This is a genomic window from Streptomyces sp. NPDC016845 (assembly GCF_044332585.1).
Lineage (GTDB): Bacteria > Actinomycetota > Actinomycetes > Streptomycetales > Streptomycetaceae > Streptomyces.
In genome coordinates this window covers 501,210-520,529 of record NZ_JBIRPI010000001.1, presented here as the reverse complement: position 1 = coordinate 520,529, position 19,320 = coordinate 501,210, and the positions used below count along the sequence as shown (strand labels likewise).

The 19,320-nt window shown below is 70.2% G+C and carries 19 protein-coding genes; 6 read left to right on the top strand and 13 right to left on the bottom strand.

Features of this window, described 5'->3' with window-relative positions; all coding sequences use genetic code 11:
• Positions 1-197: 197 nt before the first annotated feature.
• On the bottom strand, positions 198-977 hold the full coding sequence (locus tag ACH4RC_RS02220; protein ID WP_398193978.1) for an exodeoxyribonuclease III: 780 nt from the start codon (positions 975-977) through the stop codon (positions 198-200).
• A gap of 117 nt (positions 978-1,094) precedes the next feature.
• On the opposite strand from ACH4RC_RS02220, the gene ACH4RC_RS02215 reads away from it, so the two are divergent.
• Positions 1,095-1,670, top strand: a complete 576-nt coding sequence (locus ACH4RC_RS02215) for a hydrolase (protein WP_398193975.1) — start codon at positions 1,095-1,097, stop codon at positions 1,668-1,670.
• A gap of 21 nt (positions 1,671-1,691) precedes the next feature.
• On the opposite strand, the gene ACH4RC_RS02210 is transcribed toward ACH4RC_RS02215, so the two are convergent.
• Both ACH4RC_RS02210 and ACH4RC_RS02205 read right to left on the bottom strand, forming a co-directional pair.
• Entirely contained in the window at positions 1,692-2,336 is a 645-nt protein-coding gene (locus ACH4RC_RS02210) for an MBL fold metallo-hydrolase (RefSeq protein ID WP_398193973.1), read from the bottom strand.
• 48 nt (positions 2,337-2,384) lie between these two features.
• The gene (locus ACH4RC_RS02205) at positions 2,385-3,677 is read right to left on the bottom strand and encodes an alpha/beta fold hydrolase (RefSeq protein ID WP_398193971.1); all 1,293 of its coding nucleotides are present in this window, start codon (positions 3,675-3,677) and stop codon (positions 2,385-2,387) included.
• Between the two features lie 622 nt (positions 3,678-4,299).
• Between ACH4RC_RS02205 and ACH4RC_RS02200 the strand changes: the two genes are divergently transcribed.
• The 4 genes from ACH4RC_RS02200 (at position 4,300) to ACH4RC_RS02185 (ending at position 7,357) form a co-directional block, all read left to right on the top strand.
• Positions 4,300-4,566 carry a hypothetical protein gene (locus ACH4RC_RS02200; protein ID WP_398193969.1) on the top strand — a complete coding sequence of 89 codons (267 nt, stop codon included), beginning with the start codon at positions 4,300-4,302 and terminating at the stop codon, positions 4,564-4,566.
• A 161-nt stretch (positions 4,567-4,727) separates the two neighbouring features.
• Positions 4,728-5,864 (top strand): helix-turn-helix domain-containing protein, encoded by a 1,137-nt coding sequence (locus tag ACH4RC_RS02195; RefSeq protein ID WP_398193966.1) that lies wholly within the window; start codon positions 4,728-4,730, stop codon positions 5,862-5,864.
• Positions 5,861-6,445, top strand: coding sequence for a hypothetical protein (locus ACH4RC_RS02190; RefSeq protein WP_398193964.1), 585 nt, complete (start codon positions 5,861-5,863; stop codon positions 6,443-6,445). The genes ACH4RC_RS02195 and ACH4RC_RS02190 overlap by 4 nt, the downstream gene beginning before the upstream one ends.
• Positions 6,446-6,541: 96 nt before the next feature.
• Complete coding sequence (locus ACH4RC_RS02185; RefSeq protein ID WP_398193962.1) at positions 6,542-7,357, top strand: SAM-dependent methyltransferase; 816 nt, start codon at positions 6,542-6,544, stop codon at positions 7,355-7,357.
• Positions 7,358-7,407: 50 nt separating this feature from the next.
• Here the strand turns inward: ACH4RC_RS02185 and ACH4RC_RS02180 are convergent, their stop codons facing one another.
• From ACH4RC_RS02180 to ACH4RC_RS02135, 10 genes are all read right to left on the bottom strand, one after another.
• A complete protein-coding gene (locus tag ACH4RC_RS02180; protein ID WP_398193960.1) occupies positions 7,408-8,307 on the bottom strand; it encodes a helix-turn-helix domain-containing protein in 900 nt (299 codons plus the stop codon).
• 88 nt (positions 8,308-8,395) lie between these two features.
• Positions 8,396-8,632: a DUF397 domain-containing protein gene (locus tag ACH4RC_RS02175; RefSeq protein WP_398193957.1), complete on the bottom strand. Its 237-nt coding sequence runs from the start codon at positions 8,630-8,632 to the stop codon at positions 8,396-8,398.
• Positions 8,633-9,396: 764 nt separating this feature from the next.
• Positions 9,397-10,698, bottom strand: a complete 1,302-nt coding sequence (locus ACH4RC_RS02170) for a sulfite oxidase (protein ID WP_398193955.1) — start codon at positions 10,696-10,698, stop codon at positions 9,397-9,399.
• 75 nt (positions 10,699-10,773) lie between these two features.
• Positions 10,774-11,358, bottom strand: a complete 585-nt coding sequence (locus ACH4RC_RS02165) for a sugar kinase (RefSeq protein WP_398193952.1) — start codon at positions 11,356-11,358, stop codon at positions 10,774-10,776.
• Between the two features lie 36 nt (positions 11,359-11,394).
• Positions 11,395-12,534 carry an ROK family glucokinase gene (locus tag ACH4RC_RS02160; RefSeq protein ID WP_398193950.1) on the bottom strand — a complete coding sequence of 380 codons (1,140 nt, stop codon included), beginning with the start codon at positions 12,532-12,534 and terminating at the stop codon, positions 11,395-11,397.
• A gap of 477 nt (positions 12,535-13,011) precedes the next feature.
• Positions 13,012-13,854, bottom strand: a complete 843-nt coding sequence (locus ACH4RC_RS02155) for an ATP-binding cassette domain-containing protein (protein WP_398193948.1) — start codon at positions 13,852-13,854, stop codon at positions 13,012-13,014.
• Positions 13,851-14,918 (bottom strand): ABC transporter permease, encoded by a 1,068-nt coding sequence (locus ACH4RC_RS02150; protein WP_398193945.1) that lies wholly within the window; start codon positions 14,916-14,918, stop codon positions 13,851-13,853. The genes ACH4RC_RS02155 and ACH4RC_RS02150 overlap by 4 nt, the downstream gene beginning before the upstream one ends.
• Positions 14,915-15,919 (bottom strand): sugar ABC transporter substrate-binding protein, encoded by a 1,005-nt coding sequence (locus tag ACH4RC_RS02145; protein WP_398193942.1) that lies wholly within the window; start codon positions 15,917-15,919, stop codon positions 14,915-14,917. The genes ACH4RC_RS02150 and ACH4RC_RS02145 overlap by 4 nt, the downstream gene beginning before the upstream one ends.
• A gap of 140 nt (positions 15,920-16,059) precedes the next feature.
• Complete coding sequence (locus ACH4RC_RS02140) at positions 16,060-17,058, bottom strand: sugar ABC transporter substrate-binding protein (protein ID WP_398193940.1); 999 nt, start codon at positions 17,056-17,058, stop codon at positions 16,060-16,062.
• Between the two features lie 115 nt (positions 17,059-17,173).
• Entirely contained in the window at positions 17,174-17,938 is a 765-nt protein-coding gene (locus ACH4RC_RS02135) for a GntR family transcriptional regulator (RefSeq protein WP_398193938.1), read from the bottom strand.
• A gap of 219 nt (positions 17,939-18,157) precedes the next feature.
• Here ACH4RC_RS02135 and ACH4RC_RS02130 point away from each other — a divergent pair, with 219 nt between their 5' ends.
• Positions 18,158-19,162, top strand: coding sequence for a Gfo/Idh/MocA family oxidoreductase (locus ACH4RC_RS02130; RefSeq protein ID WP_398193936.1), 1,005 nt, complete (start codon positions 18,158-18,160; stop codon positions 19,160-19,162).
• The last annotated feature ends 158 nt before the right edge of the window (positions 19,163-19,320 follow it).

The window sequence follows — 19,320 nt, the reverse complement described above, 5'->3', positions numbered from 1 at the left end:
CTAAGGGTGCGCGGATTCGCCGCAGGCCCTCGAGGCTTGAGATGGCGCACGCAGTGCGCATCCCAGGGGCGCGGGGAACTGCGCGCTCAGCCACAGCGGCGCTGCACCCGAAAACAGACCGAGAAGATGCCGCACGCAGTGCGCAACCCAGGGGCGCGGGGAACTGCGCGATCGGCCCCCACCGGCCCGCAGCCGCGCTACACGTCCAGGTCGACCACCACGGGGGCGTGATCCGAAGCCCCCTTGCCCTTCCGCTCCTCCCGATCGACATACGCATCCTTGCCGGCGCCGGCGAACGCCGCGTTCCCGTACACCAGATCGATCCGCATCCCCCGGTTCTTCGGGAACCCGAGCTGCCGGTAGTCCCAGTACGTGAAGGGCCGGTCGTACTTGAGAGGACGCGGGACGATGTCCGAGAGCCCCGCCTCACGAAGCGCGGCCAGCGCGGCGCGCTCGCCGGGGGTGACGTGCGTGGCGCCCTCGAAGAGGGAGATGTCCCAGACGTCGTCGTCGGTCGGAGCGACGTTGTAGTCACCGAGGACGGCGAAGGGCCGGGAGCCGGCCGCGTCACCCGCGACGGCCGCCTTCAGCGCCTCGAACCACTCCAGCTTGTACGCGTAGTGCGGGTGCCCGACCTCCCGCCCGTTCGGCACATAGACCGACCACACACGCACCGGACCGCAGGTCGCGGAGACGGCGCGGGGCTCCTCGACACCTTCGTACCCGGGGTCACCGGGCAGCCCCCGGACGACGTCGTCGAGGCCGACACGGGAGAGCACCGCCACCCCGTTCCACCGCCCCGTGGCGTTGACCGCCGCCTCGTAGCCCAGCTCCCGCAGCTCGTCCGTGGGGAACTGCTCAGCCGAGCACTTGGTCTCCTGGATGCACAGCACGTCCGTGCCGCTGGACTCCAGCCAGGCCAGGAGGCGCGGGAGGCGCGCGGTGATCGAGTTCACGTTCCACGTAGCAATGCGCATGCGGTCCAACCTACCCGGCGGGTGTGACAACGGGCCGACGACAGCGGGCCCGCACGACCGCCACACATAGACAGGCAACCTTGCAAGTTTTCCTGTCAGACAGGTAGCCTGCGCATCATGAGCATCAGCACCCCACTGGACGAGCGCCCCGCCCTCGTCCTCATCGACCTCCAGAACGGCATCCTCGGCCTCCCCACCGTGCACCCCTCGGCCGACGTGCTGAAGAACGCCGCCCGGCTCGCCGACGCCTTCCGCGCCAAGGGCCTGCCCGTCGTGCGCGTGCGCGTGACGTGGTCGCCCGACGGCGGCGACCTGCCGGTGAGCCGGTCCGAGGCGCCCGGCCCCGCGCAGGCGCCGCCGGCCGAGTTCGCCGAGTTCCCGGCCGACCTGGGCCCGCTCGGCAACGACATCGTGATCACCAAGCGGCACTGGGGCGCCTTCACCGGCACCGAGCTGGACCTGCAGCTGCGCCGGCGCGGCGTCACGCAGATCGTGCTCGGCGGCATCTCGACGTCGATCGGCGTCGAGTCGACCGCGCGCTCCGCGTTCGAGCTGAGCTACCACCAGGTGATCGTCACGGACGCGACGACCGACACCGACGCCGCGTCCCACGAGCACGCGATGGGCAAGATCTTCCCGCGCATCGCCCAGCTCGGCACGACGGACGACGTGCTCCGGCTCCTCGGCGAGTAACGGGGTCTCGAGACCGGCGGTTCAAACCTGCGCCGAATCCCCCGGCGTCAGCCGCAGATGCTCCGCGCCGCCGAGCCCGCCGATCTGCCGGTCGTAGATCGGCCGGGCCAGGTCGGTCAGGAGCGCGTCGTGGATGTCGTAGGCGCGGCTCGGCTTCACCTCACGTACGTAGTCGATGACCTCGGAGATCTTGTTCCACGGGGCCATGACCGGCAGCATCAGCGTCTCGACCGGCTGGTCCGGGACGGTGAGGGCGTCACCGGGGTGGAAGACGGAACCCCCGTCGGCCCCCTTCACGAGATAACCGACGTTCGTGATGCGCGGGATGTCCGGGTGGATGACGGCGTGCAGCTCGCCGTGGACCTGGACGTCGAACCCGGCCGCCGAGAACGTGTCGCCGTGCCCGACCGTGTGGACGCGGCCCGGGAACGCCGCCGAGAGCTGCTCCGCCACCGACCTCAGCGTCCAGATCCGCGCGCCGGGATTCTTCTCCATCCCGGCGCGCAGCCGTGCCTCGTCGAAGTGGTCGGGGTGTTCGTGCGTCACCAGGATCGCGTCGGCGCCGAGCGCGGCGTCCTCCTCGGAGAACCCGCCCGGGTCGATGACGAGCGTCTGTCCGTCCTTCTCCAGGCGGACGCAGGAGTGGGACTTCTTCGTGAGCTTCATATGTCCCATCCTGCTCCGCCGTACGGGCAAACGGGGAACGGACCGCCGCTACTCCTGCGGGGTCGTCTCCTCGCGGATGACCTCCTTGGCCACCTTGAACGCCGCGTTGGCGGCGGGCATCCCGCAGTACACAGCCGACTGGATCAGGACTTCCTTGATCTCGTCGGCGGTCAGCCCGTTGCGCAGGGCGGCCCGGGTGTGGGCGGCGAGTTCGTCGAGGTGCCCGCCCGCGACCAGGGCCGTCAGCGCGACGGCGGAACGCATCCGCCGGTCGAGCCCGGCACGGCTCCAGATCTCGCCCCAGGTGTAGCGGGTGAGGAACTCCTGGAAGTCGCCGGAGAAGTCGTCGGCCGTGGCGAGCGCCTGGTCCACGTGCGCGTCGCCGAGGACCTCGCGGCGCACCTTCAGACCCGCCTCGTGCGGGTCGGCGCGCACGGCCGCCTCGGGCTGCGCGGCCGCGGCGGTGATCTCGGCGACCGGGGCGACCGGCGGGGGCGGCGGCGCGATCACCGGCTTGACGGGCGCGGCCACGATCGCGTGCTGCCCGGTCTCGTAGCCGGGGATCCAGGCCGAGGAGAAGTGCCGTACGAGGAGGTCGGTGACGGCCGCGGGCTGCTCGACCGGGGCCAGGTGCGAGGCGCCGGGAACGACGGCGAGGCGCGCGTCCGGAATGCCCGCGACGAGCGTACGCGCCTCGGCCGGGCCCGTGACCTGGTCCTCCGACCCCACCAGGACGAGAGTCGGAACCCCGATGGCGCCCAGCTCCGCCCGGATGTCGAACGCGGCGAGCGCCTCGCACGCGGCGATGTAGCACCCGGGGTCGGTCGTCCGGACCATCTGCACGGCCCAGTCCGTGATCGCGGGCTGCGCGGCGGCGAAGCCGGTGGTGAACCAGCGCTCCGGCGACGTCCGCGCGATCGGGTCCAGTCCGTTGCTGCGCACGATGACACCGCGCTGGCGGAACTCGTCGGCCGTGCCGAACCGCGGCGAGGCCGCGATCAGCGCGAGGGAGGCGACCCGCTGCGGATGGCGCAGGGCCAGCTCGGCGCCGATCGCGCCGCCGAGCGAGCAGCCCGCGTACCCGAAGCGCTGCACGCCCACGGCGTCGAGGGTGGCGAGGAGCCGGTTCGCGAGCTCCGCCACGGATCCGGCCGGGTGGGCGGGGGCGCCGCCGTGCCCGGGAAGGTCGAAGCGGAACACCCGCCACTGCTTGGCCAGCTCGGGTATCTGGCGGTCCCACATGTGCCAGGTGGTGCCGAGGGACGGGCCCAGGATCAGGACCGGGGCGTCTTCCGGACCGTCGAAGCGGTACTGCAACGCGTTCATCGGTGTCTCACTCACCCGCCCGACCCTCTCATCTGTCACGGGGGCGCCTCTGAGCGGGGGGCACGCTGCACCCATCTGACCAGGTGGAAACCTTCCGGTCGCGTGGCGCTTGCGGGAGACGGCGGACGAGGGCAGGCGGCCGGTACGCACCTATTACGTCGCAATCCTCAATACTTCGATCGCGATTGACCGTTTGCAATTGCAGGCGTATCGCGGACTTCCCTGTGCGACTCCTTGCACGAGGGCACCCTGCCGCCCCTTGTACGAACCGCCTCCATCAGGCCCCGAGCACACGCCGCGGCTTTCGGGCCGGACGCGCCGACCGATGCCCTCTCCCTGCAGGTAGGCCGCAAGTGATCGATCCACTTCGCGCTTCGACAGATCCTGCCAAAACTTGTTCGTTATTGACGAAGCTGCAATTGCGACTCGGAACTACCCCGCGGAAGCGTTTCCTCGATTTTCACCGCACGCGCTCGAGATTTGCCTTACTGAACCGTACGGATAGCGGGTGACGCGGGTGAGGCGATAGCTTCGATTGACGCAAGACACGAGACGGCCCCGGACCGGCTGCACACCAAGACCGGGGCCGCTCAGGCAAGTTGACCACCCAGAAACCACAACCCGAAGGAGGGTTCCTGTGTTTGATCCCCTTTCAGCTGTCGGCCGCTATCGGCCTCCAACTGGTTACGAAGCTACTCTTCCGCAGCTTCGCCGTAGTGAAACCCACGTTTTGAGTGCCTGGGGTGGCACGCTGCAGCTGAGCGCCTTCCTTGCGCTCGTCGTGCTGCCGATCCTGCTCATTTCCGGCACGTGGCAGGCGCCTGCCTGCTTCGGCGCGATCGCTTCGGTGTACGCGCTGACCCGTCACTCCTCCGTCCGCTATCTACGGATCCGCCGGAGCTGATCCTCACGGGCGCCCGTCGGTGACCGCGATATCACCCCGACGGGCGCCCGTACCCCTCCTTCCGCTCAGAGGAATGGGAACAGGCTGTTCCCCTTTCGGCCGGAATCAGGGGTGCACGCAGAAGGAGAGAGAAACAGCGCACGGGCACAGAAGGAGGCAGTATGTCGAAGCGTGAGCCTCAGGAAAGCGAGTGCCGGTACTGCGGGCAGTCCTTCCAGAGGACCAATCCCATAGGACGGCGCCAGGAATACTGCTCGCTGCGGTGCCGTCGCCGTGCTCAGCGCGAGCGCGGGAAAGGCGGCGGAACGCGGCTCCCGGCAGCCAAACCGCTCCCGCTCGGGCGGAACATCGCCGAGGATCTCCAGCTCCTGGTCGCCCGCCTGCTGACGGCGGAGTACGAGGGACAGTCCTTGCGCGTCCGGCTGAGCCTGGCCGGCGAGGTGAGCAGGGAGGTGGAGTACTACATGTCGGCCGTGGTGCACGAGGAACACATGCACAAGGTGAGCTGGGAGCAGTTGGCCGCGGCGGCGTCCGTCAGCACCGCCACGGCGCGGGCCCGCTGGGCGCCGAAGGAGGTCGAGCGGCGGCTGGCCCGCCGGGCGACGGAGCGGTCCGTGGCCCGGCAGCAGGAGGTGGTCCTGTCGGCGACCCGTGCGCCGCTGGATCACAAGGCCCTCGCCGAGGCCACTTCGCGGGCCGGGAGCAAGCTCGCGGCAGCCCTGTCCTATCTGCACCGCAAGAGCGGACTGACTGTCAAAGAGGCGGCTTCGCGGGTCGGCTCCGGTCTGTCGGCACCCTATGTGTCGCGCATCCTGACCGGAGAACGGCTGCCCACGTGGGAGGTGACCCGGCAGCTGGTCCTGGCCTGCGGGGGCGACCCGAGCGAGGTGAGCATGTTGTGGGAACACGCTCAGGGCATGGCTCCGCCGGTGCGCCACCCCCTGCCCGACGCGGTGAAACGGCTGCACGCGGCGCTGCGCGGTCTGCACCTGGCCGCCGCGCACCCCAGCGGCGAGCGGATCTGCGAGGCCGGCGACGGCCTGCTCACACCCGCCGTGGTGGCAGCCGTCCTGGACGGACACGAAGTACCGACCTGGCCGGTCACCGGAGCGTTCGTGAAAGCTCTGGGCGGCTGGCCGGCCGACATCCGGCCCCTGTGGGAGGCCGTCGAGTACGGCTTCCTCGTACGCCTCCATCCGGAGAGCGCCGCCGACGCGACCCCGCCCACGCCCCCGCCCCCGACGCGCGGCCCGGATGCCTCCCCCGGCGACCGACCCGACCTCCCGGAGCCCCGATGACTGCCGCCCTGTGCCCTGAAGCACCCCCCTGCGCCCGCCCCGCCCCTCCGGCCGCCACCGGCGACGCCCGCGACGCCGTGCGCGAGCAGCCCCGCCGGCCCGACTCCGACGAAGCCCCGTGGCCCGTGGCCGAGCTGCACATCCAGTTACCGCCGGCGTACCGGGCCTTCTGCCTGCTCTACCAGGACATCTACCTGCGCTACGCCCAAGCGCGGATGGGCGACACGGACACCGGCCGCCGGGTCGTGGCCAACGCGCTGGGACGTCTCGCCACGCACTGGCCGCACGCCCTGAGCGCATCGCACCCCGCCGAGGTGGCCTGGGAGTTACTGAGTTCGGAGATCACCCGCGCCAGGGCGGCAGTCAGCCGGACGGGCGGCATGGGCGCCTGCGAAGTGCTGTACCGGACGCTGCCCCTGGCACAGGCCGACGCCGTCGTACTGCGCCATCGCATACGGCTCGACACGCAGTCGTCCGCCGACCTCATGGGTGTGGAACCGTTCACCGTGACCTGCCGGCTCGCCCTTGCGTACGGGTCGTTACCGGAAGCCTTCGCCGACTGCCTCCGCGGCGGAACCTGAACGGGACTGCTGTTCCCATCGCGGAGTCCTGGCTCCCGGCGCGCCGCCCTGACTACGATGAACATTCGCTGTTCTCGGGGGCCGTGGAGGGGACGCATGAATACCGGCGACAGGCCTCTGCCACGCACCATTGACATCACCCAGCCCAACCTCGCCCGGATGCACGACTACTACCTGGGCGGCAAGGACAACTACCCTGCCGACCGCAGGGCGTGCGCGGGCTTGCTCGAATACGCTCCGAGTACGCCCACCCTGGCTGTGAACAACCGGGGCTTCCTGCGGCGCCTTATCCCATATCTCATTTCCGAGCACAATGTCCGCCAATTTCTCGATCTCGGGTCCGGGCTGCCTACACGGAACAACACGCACGAGATCGCCCAGGACACCGATGCCGAGGCCCGCGTGGTCTACATCGACAACGACCCCATGGTGTTCGCCCACGGCCGGGCCCTGCTGGCCGGAGCACAGCACACCGCGGTCATCCAAGCCGACCTGCGCTCTCCGCCCTCCATCACCGGCCATCCCCAGGTGGCGGATCTCATCGACTTCGCGCAGCCGGTGGCCGCGCTCTTCGTCTCCGTGCTGCAGTGCGTCCCGGACGAGGACCGTCCCGATGAGATCCTGCACGCCATGGCCGAACTGCTCACAGCCGGCAGCGTTCTGGTGGTCAGCCATCTGATCAGCGACGACGCCGCCACACGGAAGGCCATCACCGGCCTCATGCTCGACACGCTGCCCGGGCAGTGGGGCAAAGTGCGCAGGCGCGAGGACGTCCAGCACTACTTCCGCGATCTCGAGGTATTGCGGCCCGGCCTGGTGGACATCGCGACCTGGCCCACCGGCACCGTCCTCGGGCCCCGGCCCGCCACGCATGAATGGATCGAGTACGGCGGCATCGGCAAGATCGTCTGAACTCCGCGCACGGGTACGGGACGCCGCGATCGGTGCGGCGAGGGTGTCGTCTACAACGTCTGCGCCTTCGCCTTGAGCAGCCGCACCGTCTCGTCGGGATCCGCGGCGTAGTTGAGAAGCGTGTCCAGCATCGACCGGTACCGGTCGCACTCCTCTCGCCGGTCCAGGAACCGGGCGTCCTCCAGGTCCTCCAGATACACGGTGTCCGGCAGACCCAGCTGGTCGAAGCGGAGGTAGGTGATCGGGTTGGCGACCGGCGGGCAGTGCTGGTCACGGACCTGCGTCAACTGCAGCGTGATGTGCGGATGTTCGGCCGCGTCGATCAGGTACTCCAGCTGTTTGCGCATCACGCGCTGCCCACCGCCCGACATCTCGAGCACCCCCTCGTGGAGCAGGACCCACAGGTTCGGGGCGTCGGTGCGCCACAGCAGCTCCTGCCTGCGCATCCGCACCTGGACCAGGCGTTCCACCTCGTCGGGGGTCACGTACGGCCTGCCGCGCGTCACCCAGGTCGCGTAGTCCTTGGTCTGCAGGAGCCCGGGAACGAGCTGTACCTCGTAGGTGCGGATCACCGAGGACGCCTCTTGCAGCGCTATGAACCCGTCCAGCCAGGGGGGCAGCAGGTCGTCGTAGCGCTGCCACCAACCCGGCTTGTCCAGATCGCTCACCAGCCCGACGCACAGCTCGATGTCGCTCTCGTCGAGCCCGTAGGCCCGCAGCAGGACCGCGACGACATGCTCCGTCAGTCCCTGGCCGTGCCTCTCGAGCCGGCTGATCTTCGAGTCGTGGCATTCGAGGATCTGCGCGGCTTGCCATGCCTCCACGCCGGCGCCCTTGCGACGCGCTCGTAGCTGCGCGGCGAGAATCCGGCGCAGCACGGTGGGGTTGTGCCGACCGGGTTCCCGGAAGACCTCGAGGTCCGGGAGGCTGAGCGGACGAGCGGCGGACATGCGAGCTCCTGCGGGGATCATCGGGTACGAACGAGTTTTCCACCCAGGAGCTCGCCGGGGGCTCAAACCCCGTTATTGGGCCGGGGAGTCACACGACCAGCGTGTCGAACTCCCCGTCCTTCGCGCCCGCCAGGAACGCGACAACCTCGGCCTGCGTATAGATGAGCGCCGGGCCCTCCGGGTGGCGCGAGTTGCGCACCGCCACCGAGCCGTCCGCCAGCACCGCCAGCTCCACACAGTTGCCCATGGCGGCACTGTGCCGGCTCTTCACCCACCGCACGCCGCGGAGCGACGTGGCGGGAACACCGTTCACTGCAGAGTCCATTCGGGCCTTCCTCCTACGCCTGATTCGAACGCCCTCCCCCGTAAAGAAGGGATTGCAGAGTCACGCTGCGTACATGCGTTCGCTTCTACCCCAACGGGTGCAATTGTTCGCGCAATTGCACGGTCTCCTTTCTCGCCGGGATACTGGACGGACCAGGGCCGTTGAGAGGCGGCCGACTGGCCGTCTCGCCGGGAGGGGCAGTGCGGGCACATGCAGTGACTACAGCGTGTCACGCGCAGCCGGTCGGCAGTGCATCGGTTCAAGTCGAACAGAATGTGGCACAAAGAGACCTCATCCCGTCACCAGACGCTCACGACTGGGGCCTGGCCCTCGGAATTGCCACGTCCGGATTCACGGCCCGCATCGTGGAATGGGGACCGCAAGGCCGAAGGGAATTGCATAGGTTTGTCGCGAATACCCTGGACGAATGGGGATTAGCCGCACACGCCGAGGACGTCCTGCACGCCGTCGCCGGGCTGACCGCGGGAAGGAACATTCCGGATGGGGGCCCGGCCGGACCGCGACAGAGCGTATCGCGCACGTGGGTGGGGCTTCTCCAGAGGCATCAATCCGTCATATGCGCGGTGACGGAACTTTGTCCGTGTGAAATCGGCGAAGGGGTTCTCGCAGAGACAGAACCGTCAGGTTCCGTACCGGGCGACTCCTCAGCGAGCATGCACGTACTTCCGTCCGCCGGACATTCCGAGACAGGCAGAACCTCCTGGGTCACGGTCCAGGGCTGAGGCGGCCGGCCCCCGGGTCCGTCAGACGACGGTGACCGCGTGTCGTACCACCGCGTCGAACAAGTAGCCCTGGGTGTTGTGGACCGTGGTGGTCGGCTGGGTGTGGCCTGTCGTGTCCGTGGCTCGGGCGAGGAGTTCCGCCGGGCCCTTGGTGGTCGGGTGCCAGGGGCTGGACCAGCGGATCCAGTCGCCGCGGCGCGGGGTGTCGTGGAGTCGGGCGCGGTGCCAGGTGCGGCCCGCGTCCGTGCTGACGTCCACGCGCGCGATGGTGCCCGTTCCCGACCAGGAGCGGCCGGTCAGGTGGTGGCGGGTGTGGGCGGGCAGGGTCGCGTTCCAGGGGAGTTCGAAGGCGGATTTCAGGGTCTGCCGGGTGAGCGGGGTGCCGCCCTCGGGCGGGTACGCCTCTCCGAAGAGGCGGTAGAAGATGGTGTTCCAGGGCGAGAAGAGGGGCTCGCGCGACACTTCGATGTCGCCCACCCATTTCGTCGACGCGATGCCGATCCAGGACGGGACGAGGAGGCGGACCGGGGCGCCGTGGTCCGGTGGGAGGGGCTCGCCGTTCATCTCGTAGGCGAGGAGTACGTCGTCGAGGGCTTTCGGTACGGGCAGGGGGCGGCGCACCCGGCCCAGGTCGGTGCCGTCCGCCGTCACGTACTGCGGGTCGAGGCCGCGCGGCAGGACGTCGACGGCGTCGCGGCGGATGCCCGCGAGGCGCAGCACGTCGGCGAGGCGGGCGCCGCGCCAGCGGGCCGAGCCGATCGCGCCCAGGGTCCACGCGGTGCCCTCGGCGCCCCGGCCCTGCTGGCTCGCGTAGAAGCTGCGGCCGTTGCCCGCGCACTCGACGAACGCGGAGCGGGTCACGGCGGGCAGCCGCTTGAGGTCGGCGAGCGTGAAGGTCCGCTCCTGGCGTCCCGTGAGGCCGCTGCCCCACAGCCGCAGCTCCCAGGCCGCCGGGTCGACGAGCGGTGTGGAGGTGTGGTTGCGGACGAAGAAGTGGGAGGCGGGTGTGGAGTGGCCGGTGCCGGCGAGGGCGGCGAAGTTCGTCTCGGCGTTCGTGCCGCGGATCGTGAAGCGGTCGACGGGGAGGGGTTTGACGATGCCGGGGGCGGTGGCCCGGTTGACGGCCCGGGTCGCGGCGTGGGCCCCGGTGGTGAGCGCCGGCGGCAGCGCGGTCGCGAGGCCTGTCGCCGCGAGGAGTCTCAGCAGGTCACGGCGGTCCACGGTCTCTGCCCTCGCCCGGCCGGCCAGCCACTGCCGCAGTCGGCGGTGGTCGTAGGCGGCCTCGTCCGGCGCTGTCGTGGGTGGTTCCGTCTGTGTCGTCACGCCCGGAGTGTAGGGAGGGTCCCGCGCTCCGGCCCAGGTCGATCCCCGTACTGCAATCCGCTGTTCACAACCGGATCAGGGGTGCGTGGTCGAGACGACGTAGACCATGGGGTGGTCCGCGTTCGAGCGGTTCACCACGACGCTCTGGGTCGGGGACGGGTCCTTCTGGGGGTGCGTGAGGCCGTACCAGGGGCCGGGGCCCGTGAACTCCCAGCCCGCCACGGAACGGTCTCGGTCGCTGATCGGCAGATCGTCCTCGGCGAGATCGTCCACGCCGCTGTCGAGGTCGTTCAGGAACTCGTCCAGGCCGTCGTCGTCGGTGAGGAACTGGGCGTACAGGCGGCTGACCTTGTAGTTGTTCGTCTCGTAGTAGGCGACGGCGCGGGAGTGCGCGGGGATCGGGATCTCGTAGAGCCGCCGCTGCACCTTGGACGGCCAGCCGATGGTGAGGCCGGTCGCCGAGTACTTGGCCTCCTTGTCCTTGCCGCTGTTGCGGCTCTGGTTCGCCGAGATCACCAGATAGCCGGCGGGGATCCCGATGAGCAGCACGATGGTCAGGAGGGTGAGGGCGCGGCGGCGGATCACGCGGCGGCGGTCCGGGCCCTGGCGCGGGGGCTCCTCGTCCGGGGACGGGGGCTGGCGGGGCACGGTCGTCGTCATGGCTGGCATTCCTGTCGTCCCGGTGGTTCTGGGGCCTCAGGCCTCGGCGTCGCCCGCGGTGCGGACGTACCTGTCGTAGCGCTCGTAACGCTCCACGCGGCGGCGCTTCGCGCGGCGGAAGCGGCGGGCGACCAGGCGGGCCAGGTCCGCGGCGCCGACCATGCCCGCCTCCGGGCCGAGCTGGGCGCGGGCGATGCGGGCCTCCGGGCGGTAGCCGCGGCCGGTGAGGTGGCGCTTGAAGGCGTCGCGGGCGGGGCCGATGAGCAGGTCGTCGGCGGCCGACACACCGCCGCCGATGACGAAGCAGGACGGGTCCAGGGCCGCGGCGAGGTTCGCGATGCCGACGCCGAGCCACTGGCCGATGTCCTGGAGCAGCTCGACGCACATCGCGTCGCCCTCGCGGGCCAGCTCCGTGATGAGCGGGCCCGTGATGTCGGGGACGCTGCCCTTGACCCGCTCGATGATGTTGTACGCCACCGGGGAGTCGGCGGCGGCCAGCTCGCGGGCCTCTCTGACCAGCGCGTTGCCCGAGCTGTACTGCTCCCAGCAGCCGCGGTTCCCGCACGGGCAGCGGTGCCCGCCGGGGACGACCTGCATGTGGCCGAACTCCCCGGCCACGCCGAACTTGCCGCGCTTGACCTGGCCGTCCTCCAGGATCGCGCCGCCGATGCCGGTGCCGAGGGTGATCATGACGAGGTGTTCCTCGCCCCGGCCCGCGCCGAACCGCCATTCGGCCCAGGCGGCCGTGTTCGCGTCGTTGTCCACCAGGACCGGGACGGAGAGGCGGCCCGCGAGGCGGTCGCGGAGCGGTTCGTTGCGCCAGGACAGGTGCGGGGCGAACAGGACGCGGTTGCGGTCCGCGTCGACCCAGCCCGCCGCGCCGATGCCGACCGCGTGCACGTCGTGCCGGTCCGAGAGGTCGAGGACCAGCTCCGTGATCGTGTCCTCGACGACCTTCGGGCTCTTCGACTTGTCCGGCGTCTCCGCACGCAGCGTCTCCAGGATGACGCCGTCCGCGTCGACGACCCCCGCCATCACCTTCGTACCGCCGATGTCGATACCTACGGTGGGGACGCGCGGGGCCGTCAGGTGCGAGCGGCGCTCCCGGGTGCCGACGGTCCGCAGGACAGTGGCCCGGGCGGAGCCCCGGTGGGCGAGATCGCGGTAGGTGCTCATTGCGGCGATTCTGCCTCACGGGGTGGCTGCGCCGCGATCCGGGTTTCTGGTTCGGGGGGCTTGTGGCTTGCGCGGGTCCCTTGCCGGGTGGGGGCTCGTTTCGGGCTGCGGCCGGTGCCCGCCACCGGCGGGGTGGCCTGCGCATCGTCAGCGACCCACGGCCGGTGGGGCTTCTCGCGCAGTTCCCCGCGCCCCTGAGATGCGCACTTCGTGCGCCATATCAGGGCACAGCACGCACCGCGCGCCCCTGAAGCCTCCAGGGGCGCGGGGAACGCGCGACCAGCCACGACGCCGGGGCAGCCGACCACGCACCAGGCAAAGCGGCGCAGCCGCAAGCCTCCAGGGGCGCGGGGAACTGCGCGACCGGCCACCGCGGCGCGGCAGCCGGGCACGCGTCAGGGTGTCGCGGCGCGGCCGTAGGCCCTCGGGGGCGCGGCCGCGCTTGTCGGTGGGCCGGCCCGCGCCGCAGCGGATCCGTTACTTCTCCGCGCCGTCCGCCGAATGCCCGCCAAGATGCGTAGGCACAGGCGCGCGTTCCAGTTCGTGGCGGAGGTCGTCCAGTTCGTTGCCGCCCGCCATCTGACGGGTCAGTTCGTCCAGGGTGATCTCGTCGCGGGTGTGGCTGCCGAACATGGCGCCGCGCTTGAGGAGGACGAACCGGTCGCCCACCAGGTACGCGTGGTGCGGGTTGTGGGTGATCAGGACCACGCCCAGGCCCGCGTCCCGCGCCGCCGCGACGTACTTGAGGACCACGCCGGACTGCTTGACGCCGAGCGCCGCGGTGGGCTCGTCGAGGACGAGGACCTTCGCGCCGAAGTAGACCGCTCGGGCGATCGCGACGCACTGCCGCTCGCCGCCGGAGAGCGTGCCGACGGGCTGGTCGACGTCGCGCAGGTCGATCCCCATGCGGGCGAGTTCCTCGCGGGTGGTGCGGCGCATGAGATCGACGTCGAGACGCTTGAAGGGGCCCGCGCCCCTCGTCGGCTCGGAGCCGAGGAAGAAGTTGCGCCAGACCGGCATCAGGGGGACGACGGCGAGGTTCTGGTGGACGGTGGCGATGCCCCGGTCGAGCGCGTCGCGCGGATTGGCCAGTTTCGTCTCCTCGCCGTCGATCGAGAAGGTGCCCGCGTCGTGCCGGTGCAACCCCGCGATGATCTTGATGAGGGTGGACTTGCCGGCCCCGTTGTCGCCGAGGACGCAGGTGATCTCCCCCGCGTTCACGAGCAGGGAGACGTCCTCGAGGGCGCGGATGTTGCCGTAGTACTTACTGACGCCCTCGAGCTCGACCAGCGGCGCCGCCGGTTCGTGCTGCGTACTCACTTGATCGCCTCCGCGCGCTTACGGACCCACGCGTTGAGCAGGGTCGCGAGGAGCAGCATCGCTCCGAGGAAGAACTTGAACCAGTCCGAGTTCCACTCGGCGAACACGATGCCCTTGCTGGTCATGCCGAAGATCAGCGCGCCGATGGCGGCGCCGACCGCGGAGCCGTAGCCGCCGGTGATCAGACAGCCGCCGATGACGGCCGCGACGATGTAGATCAGCTCGTTGCCGACGCCTTCGCCGGACTGTACGACGTCGTAGGAGAAGAGCAGGTGCTGGCCGGAGATCCAGGCGCCGAACGCGACGCCCATATAGAGGCCGATCTTGGTCTTGTTCACCGGGACACCGACCGCGCGGGCCGCGTCCACGTCACCGCCGACCGCGAAGATCCAGTTTCCGGCGCGGGTACGGAGCAGGATCCAGGTCGCCACCAGGATCAGGGCCAGCCACCAGATGATCGTGATCTTGAAGTCGATGGAGCCGAGGGTGATCGTCGAGGCGAAGACCGACTTGGCCGACGAGAAGCCCTCCATGTCGGAGATCGACTTCGTCGAGACGGTGCCGCTGATCAGCTTGGTGAAGCCGAGGTTCATGCCGGTCAGCATCAGGAACGTACCCAGCGTGATGATGAAGCTGGGCAGTTTCGTGCGGGTCAGCATGACCCCGTTGAAGACGCCGATGGCGAGGGTGACCAGGAGGGACACCGCCACGCCGACCCAGGCGTTCGCCGTCATCTGATAGCTGAACATCGACGAGATCAGCGCGGAGGACGTCACGAGGACACCGGCCGACAGGTCGAACTCGCCGCCGATCATGAGGAGCGCGACCGGGACCGCCATGATGCCGAGCGTCGAGGCCGCGTACAGGACCGTCGCGAGGCTGGTCGCGCGCAGGAAGCTGTCCGCGAAGACCGAGAAGAAGACGAAGACGGCGACGGCGCCGACGACCGAGCCCAGCTCGGGGCGGCCGAGGAGCTTCTTCCAGGGCGAGGTGCGCAGCAGGCGCTCGTCGACCGGCTGGTCCGGCTGCCTGCCGGGCTGCTTCTCGGGAGCGGTCGTCGTCATCGTGTCCCCCGCTTCGCGTAGTCCTGGAGCTCGGCGGCCTGGTCCTTGGTGACGATCTGCGGACCGGTGAGGACGGGCTGTCCGCCGCCGAGCACGTTGGCGTTGTACCGGTAGAGCCAGAGCAGGTCGACGGCCTGGTAGCCCTGGAGGTAGGGCTGCTGGTCGACGGCGAAGCCGAGCGAGCCGTCCTCCAGGCCCTGGGCGACCTTCTCGTTCAGGTCGAAGGTGTCGACCTCGGCCTTGCTGCCCGCGTCCTCGGCCGACTTCACGGCGGTGGCGGCGAACGGGGCGCCGAGGGTGACGACCGCGTCGACGGACTTGTCGGACTGGAGCTTCGCCTCGATGGAGGACTGCACGTCGGGCATGTTGGTGCCCTCGACGTACAGGTTCGTCATCGTGCCCTTGAACGTCTCCTTGGCGCCTTCGCAGCGCTGCTCATGGCCGACGTTGCCCTGCTCGTGCAGGATGCACAGCGCCTTCTTCCTGCCGCGCTTGTTCAGCTCCTCGCCGACGGCCTCGCCCGCGATCTTCTCGTCCTGCCCGATGTGGGTGAGGGCGCCGAACGCCTTGGACTCCGCGGAGCCCGAGTTCACCGTGATCACCGGGATGCCGGCCTTCTCCGCGCGGGCGACGGCCGCCTTCATCGCGGCGGGCTTGGCGAGGGTGACGATGATCCCGTCGACCTTCTTGTCGATCGCGGCGTCGACGAGCTGCGCCTGCTGGTTGGCCTCGTCGTTGTGCGAGTACAGGAAGTTGATGTTGTCCTTGCGGGCGGCTTCCTTCGCACCGCTCTGGACGATGTCCCAGAAGGTGTCGCCGTCGCCCGAGTGGGTGATCATCGCGAACGTCCAGCGCGGGGTGGTCACCGCGGCCTTGCCCTGCGCGGCCTGGGCCTTCCTGGCGTCCTCCGCCCGCTTGCCGCCGGTGCTGCTGCAACCTGCCAGCGAGAGGCCGAGCGCCCCCGCAACGGCGATGCTCACCCAGGTCCGAAACCGTGCCACGAGGCCGTGCCCTTCTTGGTCTGCTGCGTCATACACCGGAACCGGCGACGGGCCGGTCCCGGTGGACCGTCGTCCGGTCCTTGGGGACCACTTCGCGGTCCCAAACGCACAAGTATGGGTCACGGGGATCATCCAACGGTTCACCGGGTACCGCGCGCGGTGTACTTCTCCAGCTGGGGCACGTCCTTCCCGGTGACCAGGGCCGGGCCGGTGAAGACCGGTTTCCCGCCACCGAGGACGTTGCCGTTGGTCTTGAAGAGCCACAGTTCGTCGACGGCCAGATAGCCCTGGAGGTAGGGCTGCTGGTCGACCGCGAAGGTGACCTCCTTCGCCTTGAGCCGCCGTACGACCTCGGCGTTCAGGTCGAAGGTGGCGATCTCCGCCTCGCTGCCCGCGCCGTCCTTCGCCTTCACCGCGAGCGCCGCGACGGGCGCGCCGAGCGCCACGATCGCGTCGATGGACTTGTCGGCCTGGAGCTTCGCCTCGATGGAGGACTGGGAGCCGGGGGCGTTGGTGCCGTCGACGTTCAGGTTCTCGACGGTGCCCTTGAACGTCTTCTTGACGCCCGCGCAGCGCTGCTCGAGCGAGACGTTGCCCTGCTCGTGGACGACGCACAGGACGTGTCCGCGGCCCTCGTCCGCCAGCTTCGTGCCGACCGCCTCACCGGCCACGGACTCCTCCTGGCCGATGTGGCTGAGCGCGCCGTACTTCTGCGAGAACTGCGAGCCCGAGTTGATCGACACCACCGGGATGCCCGCCGCCTTCGCCTTGCCGAGCACCGCCTCCATGGCCTCCGGCTTGGCGAGCGTGACGACGATCCCGTCGACCTTCTTGTCGATCGCGGCCTGGACGAGTTCGGCCTGGCCCTTGGCCTCCTTGTCGTTCGAGTAGAGGAAGTCGACGTTGTCCTTGGCCGCCGCCTGCTTCGCGCCGCTGCGGACGATGTCCCAGAACGTGTCGCCCTCACCCGAGTGCGTCACCATCGCGATCTTGAGGCGGGGCGTCGAGACACCCTGGCCGCCGGACGGCTCGTCCGCCTTGTCCTCGGAGTCCTTGCCGCCCGATCCGCTGCAGCCGGCGGCGAGGGCGATCACCGCGACGAGCGCCGCGGCCGTGCGAGCTGTACGCAACCTGGACATGGTGGAGCCACCTCTCCTCCGGCCGCGCGGTGCGGCTGGAGGAGTTTGTAGCGGGGTCCCCTCGCAGCGTCAACGCCTTTGTCAGAACATTCGGACCGCGTTCTGGAAGGTGCGGTCAGGAACGTACGAGGAGCTGGAACTCGAAGGAGTGGCGCGAGGCACGGTAGATGTGCGAGCCGAACTCGACCGCGCGGCCCTTGTCGTCATAGGTGGTGCGCTGCATCGTCAGGAGCGGGGCGCCCTCCGGCTCGGTGAGGCGCTCGCCCTCGGCGGCGGTGGCGGCGCGCGCGCCGACCGACTGGCGGGCGCTGTGCAGCGTGATCCCGGCGGCACGCATCAACCGGTACAGGCCGGTCGCCTCCAGGCGCGCGTCCTCCAGCGCGAGCAGCCCGGTGGGCAGGTGGTTGCGGAGGTACGCGACCGGCTCACCGTGGGCCAGGCGGAGCCGCTCGACGCGGTGCACCTCGTCACCCTCCGCGAGCGCGAGCGCGGCGGCGATCTCGGCGGAGGCGGGGACGAGGGTGTTGACCAGGACCCGGGTCCCGGGGCGCTGGCCCGCGGCCTCCAGGTCGTCGTAGAGGCTGGACAGTTCCAGGGGGCGCTTGACCTGGCTGTGCACGACCTGGGTGCCGACGCCGCGGCGCCGCACGAGCAGCCCCTTGTCGACGAGGGACTGGATGGCCTGGCGGACGGTGGGCCGGGACAGGCCGAGCCGCCCCGCCAGCTCGATCTCGTTGCCGAGCAGGCTGCCGGGGGTGAGCGCACCGCGCTCGATCGCCGCCTCCAGCTGCTGCGAGAGCTGGAAGTACAGCGGGATCGGGCTGGAGCGGTCGACGCTGAGTTCGAACGGGAGGGTGGGGTCGGCTACGGGTTTGGCCACGGGGCGAGCGTAGCGGCGGGGTGTTGTTGACGGGAAGACGGAAAGTCCGGAAGTCCGGAAGTCCGGAAGTCCGGAAGTCCGGAAGTCCGGAAGTCCGGAAGTCCGGAAGTCCGGAAGTCAGGTTGTTCGGACAAAGCCGCCGCACCATGCGGCCTGCCCGAACCTACTTTGTCAGGACAAAGGATTGACAGTATGTGGCGGGAGCGGCACGTTGGGTCCATGCGCATCGGACTCATCGGAACGGGCCGGATCGGAACCTTTCACGCGGGTGTGCTGGAGCGGTACCGGGAGGTCGGCTCGCTCGTCGTCACCGACGCCGAACCCGCCCGCGCCGTCGCGCTCGCCGACCGCATCGGGGCGACCGCGGCGCCCGGCGTCGACGAACTCTTCGCCTGGGGCGTCGACGCCCTCGTCATCACCGCCGCCACCGCCGCGCACGCCGAGCTGATCGGCCGGGCGGCGCGCGCCGGACTGCCCGTCTTCTGCGAGAAGCCGATCGCCGTCGACCTGCCCGGCACCCTGGCCGCGCTGCACGAGGTCGAGGCGGCGGGCACCGTCCTGCAGCTCGGCTTCCAGCGCCGCTTCGACGCCGGGTACGCGGCCGCGCGCGAGGCCGTACGGTCAGGGGCGCTCGGTCGGCTGCACACCGTACGGGCGCTGACCTCCGACCCGGCGCCGCCCCCGGCCGCGTACCTGCCGCTGTCCGGCGGGCTCTACCGGGACTGCCTCGTCCACGACTTCGACATCCTGCGCTGGGTCACCGGGCGGGAGATCGTCGAGGTGTACGCGACCGGGTCCGACGCGGGGCCGTCCATGTTCCGCGAGGCGGGCGACGTCGACACGGCAGCCGTCGTTCTGACCCTGGACGACGGAACCCTGGCCACGGCCACGGCCACGCGGTGCAACGGCGCCGGGTACGACGTCCGCATGGAGCTCTCCGGGGAGCGCGACACCGTCGTGGTCGGCCTCGACGACCGTACGCCGGTCACCTCCACGGAGCCGGAGGGGCCGCCCGCCGCGGCGAAGCCGTGGCCCGGGTTCCTGGAACGGTTCGCTGCCGCGTACGAAGCGGAGCTCATCGCGTTCGTGGATGTGGTGCGGGGGGAGCGGGTCAATCCGTGTGACGGGTTCGAGGCGCTGGCGGCGTTGCGGGTTGCGGAGGCCTGTGAGGTGTCCCGGGCGGAGCGCAGGGTGGTGCGGGTGGACGAGGTGCCCGGGGTCTGAGTTGCGCCTCCTGGTCGCTGCTCGTCGCGGCGACCACCGGCGTCGACATGCGGCGGAAGCGGTCCGGTCGATGTCGGGGACGCCGAGCGGTTCGCGGATGACGACGAGCGGGAGCGGGAGGGCGAGCGCCGCGATCAGGTCGGCGGAGCCGCGCGGCA

Coding starts and splice junctions, on each gene's coding strand:
- ACH4RC_RS02130 (WP_398193936.1), top strand. CDS start 18,158: ATGCGCATCGGACTCATCGGAACGGGCCGGATCGGAACCTTTCACGCG.
- ACH4RC_RS02190 (WP_398193964.1), top strand. CDS start 5,861: ATGACTGCCGCCCTGTGCCCTGAAGCACCCCCCTGCGCCCGCCCCGCC.
- ACH4RC_RS02160 (WP_398193950.1), bottom strand. CDS start 12,534: ATGAGCACCTACCGCGATCTCGCCCACCGGGGCTCCGCCCGGGCCACT.
- ACH4RC_RS02195 (WP_398193966.1), top strand. CDS start 4,728: ATGTCGAAGCGTGAGCCTCAGGAAAGCGAGTGCCGGTACTGCGGGCAG.
- ACH4RC_RS02175 (WP_398193957.1), bottom strand. CDS start 8,632: ATGGACTCTGCAGTGAACGGTGTTCCCGCCACGTCGCTCCGCGGCGTG.
- ACH4RC_RS02210 (WP_398193973.1), bottom strand. CDS start 2,336: ATGAAGCTCACGAAGAAGTCCCACTCCTGCGTCCGCCTGGAGAAGGAC.
- ACH4RC_RS02220 (WP_398193978.1), bottom strand. CDS start 977: ATGCGCATTGCTACGTGGAACGTGAACTCGATCACCGCGCGCCTCCCG.
- ACH4RC_RS02140 (WP_398193940.1), bottom strand. CDS start 17,058: ATGTCCAGGTTGCGTACAGCTCGCACGGCCGCGGCGCTCGTCGCGGTG.
- ACH4RC_RS02150 (WP_398193945.1), bottom strand. CDS start 14,918: ATGACGACGACCGCTCCCGAGAAGCAGCCCGGCAGGCAGCCGGACCAG.
- ACH4RC_RS02215 (WP_398193975.1), top strand. CDS start 1,095: ATGAGCATCAGCACCCCACTGGACGAGCGCCCCGCCCTCGTCCTCATC.
- ACH4RC_RS02185 (WP_398193962.1), top strand. CDS start 6,542: ATGAATACCGGCGACAGGCCTCTGCCACGCACCATTGACATCACCCAG.
- ACH4RC_RS02165 (WP_398193952.1), bottom strand. CDS start 11,358: ATGACGACGACCGTGCCCCGCCAGCCCCCGTCCCCGGACGAGGAGCCC.
- ACH4RC_RS02180 (WP_398193960.1), bottom strand. CDS start 8,307: ATGTCCGCCGCTCGTCCGCTCAGCCTCCCGGACCTCGAGGTCTTCCGG.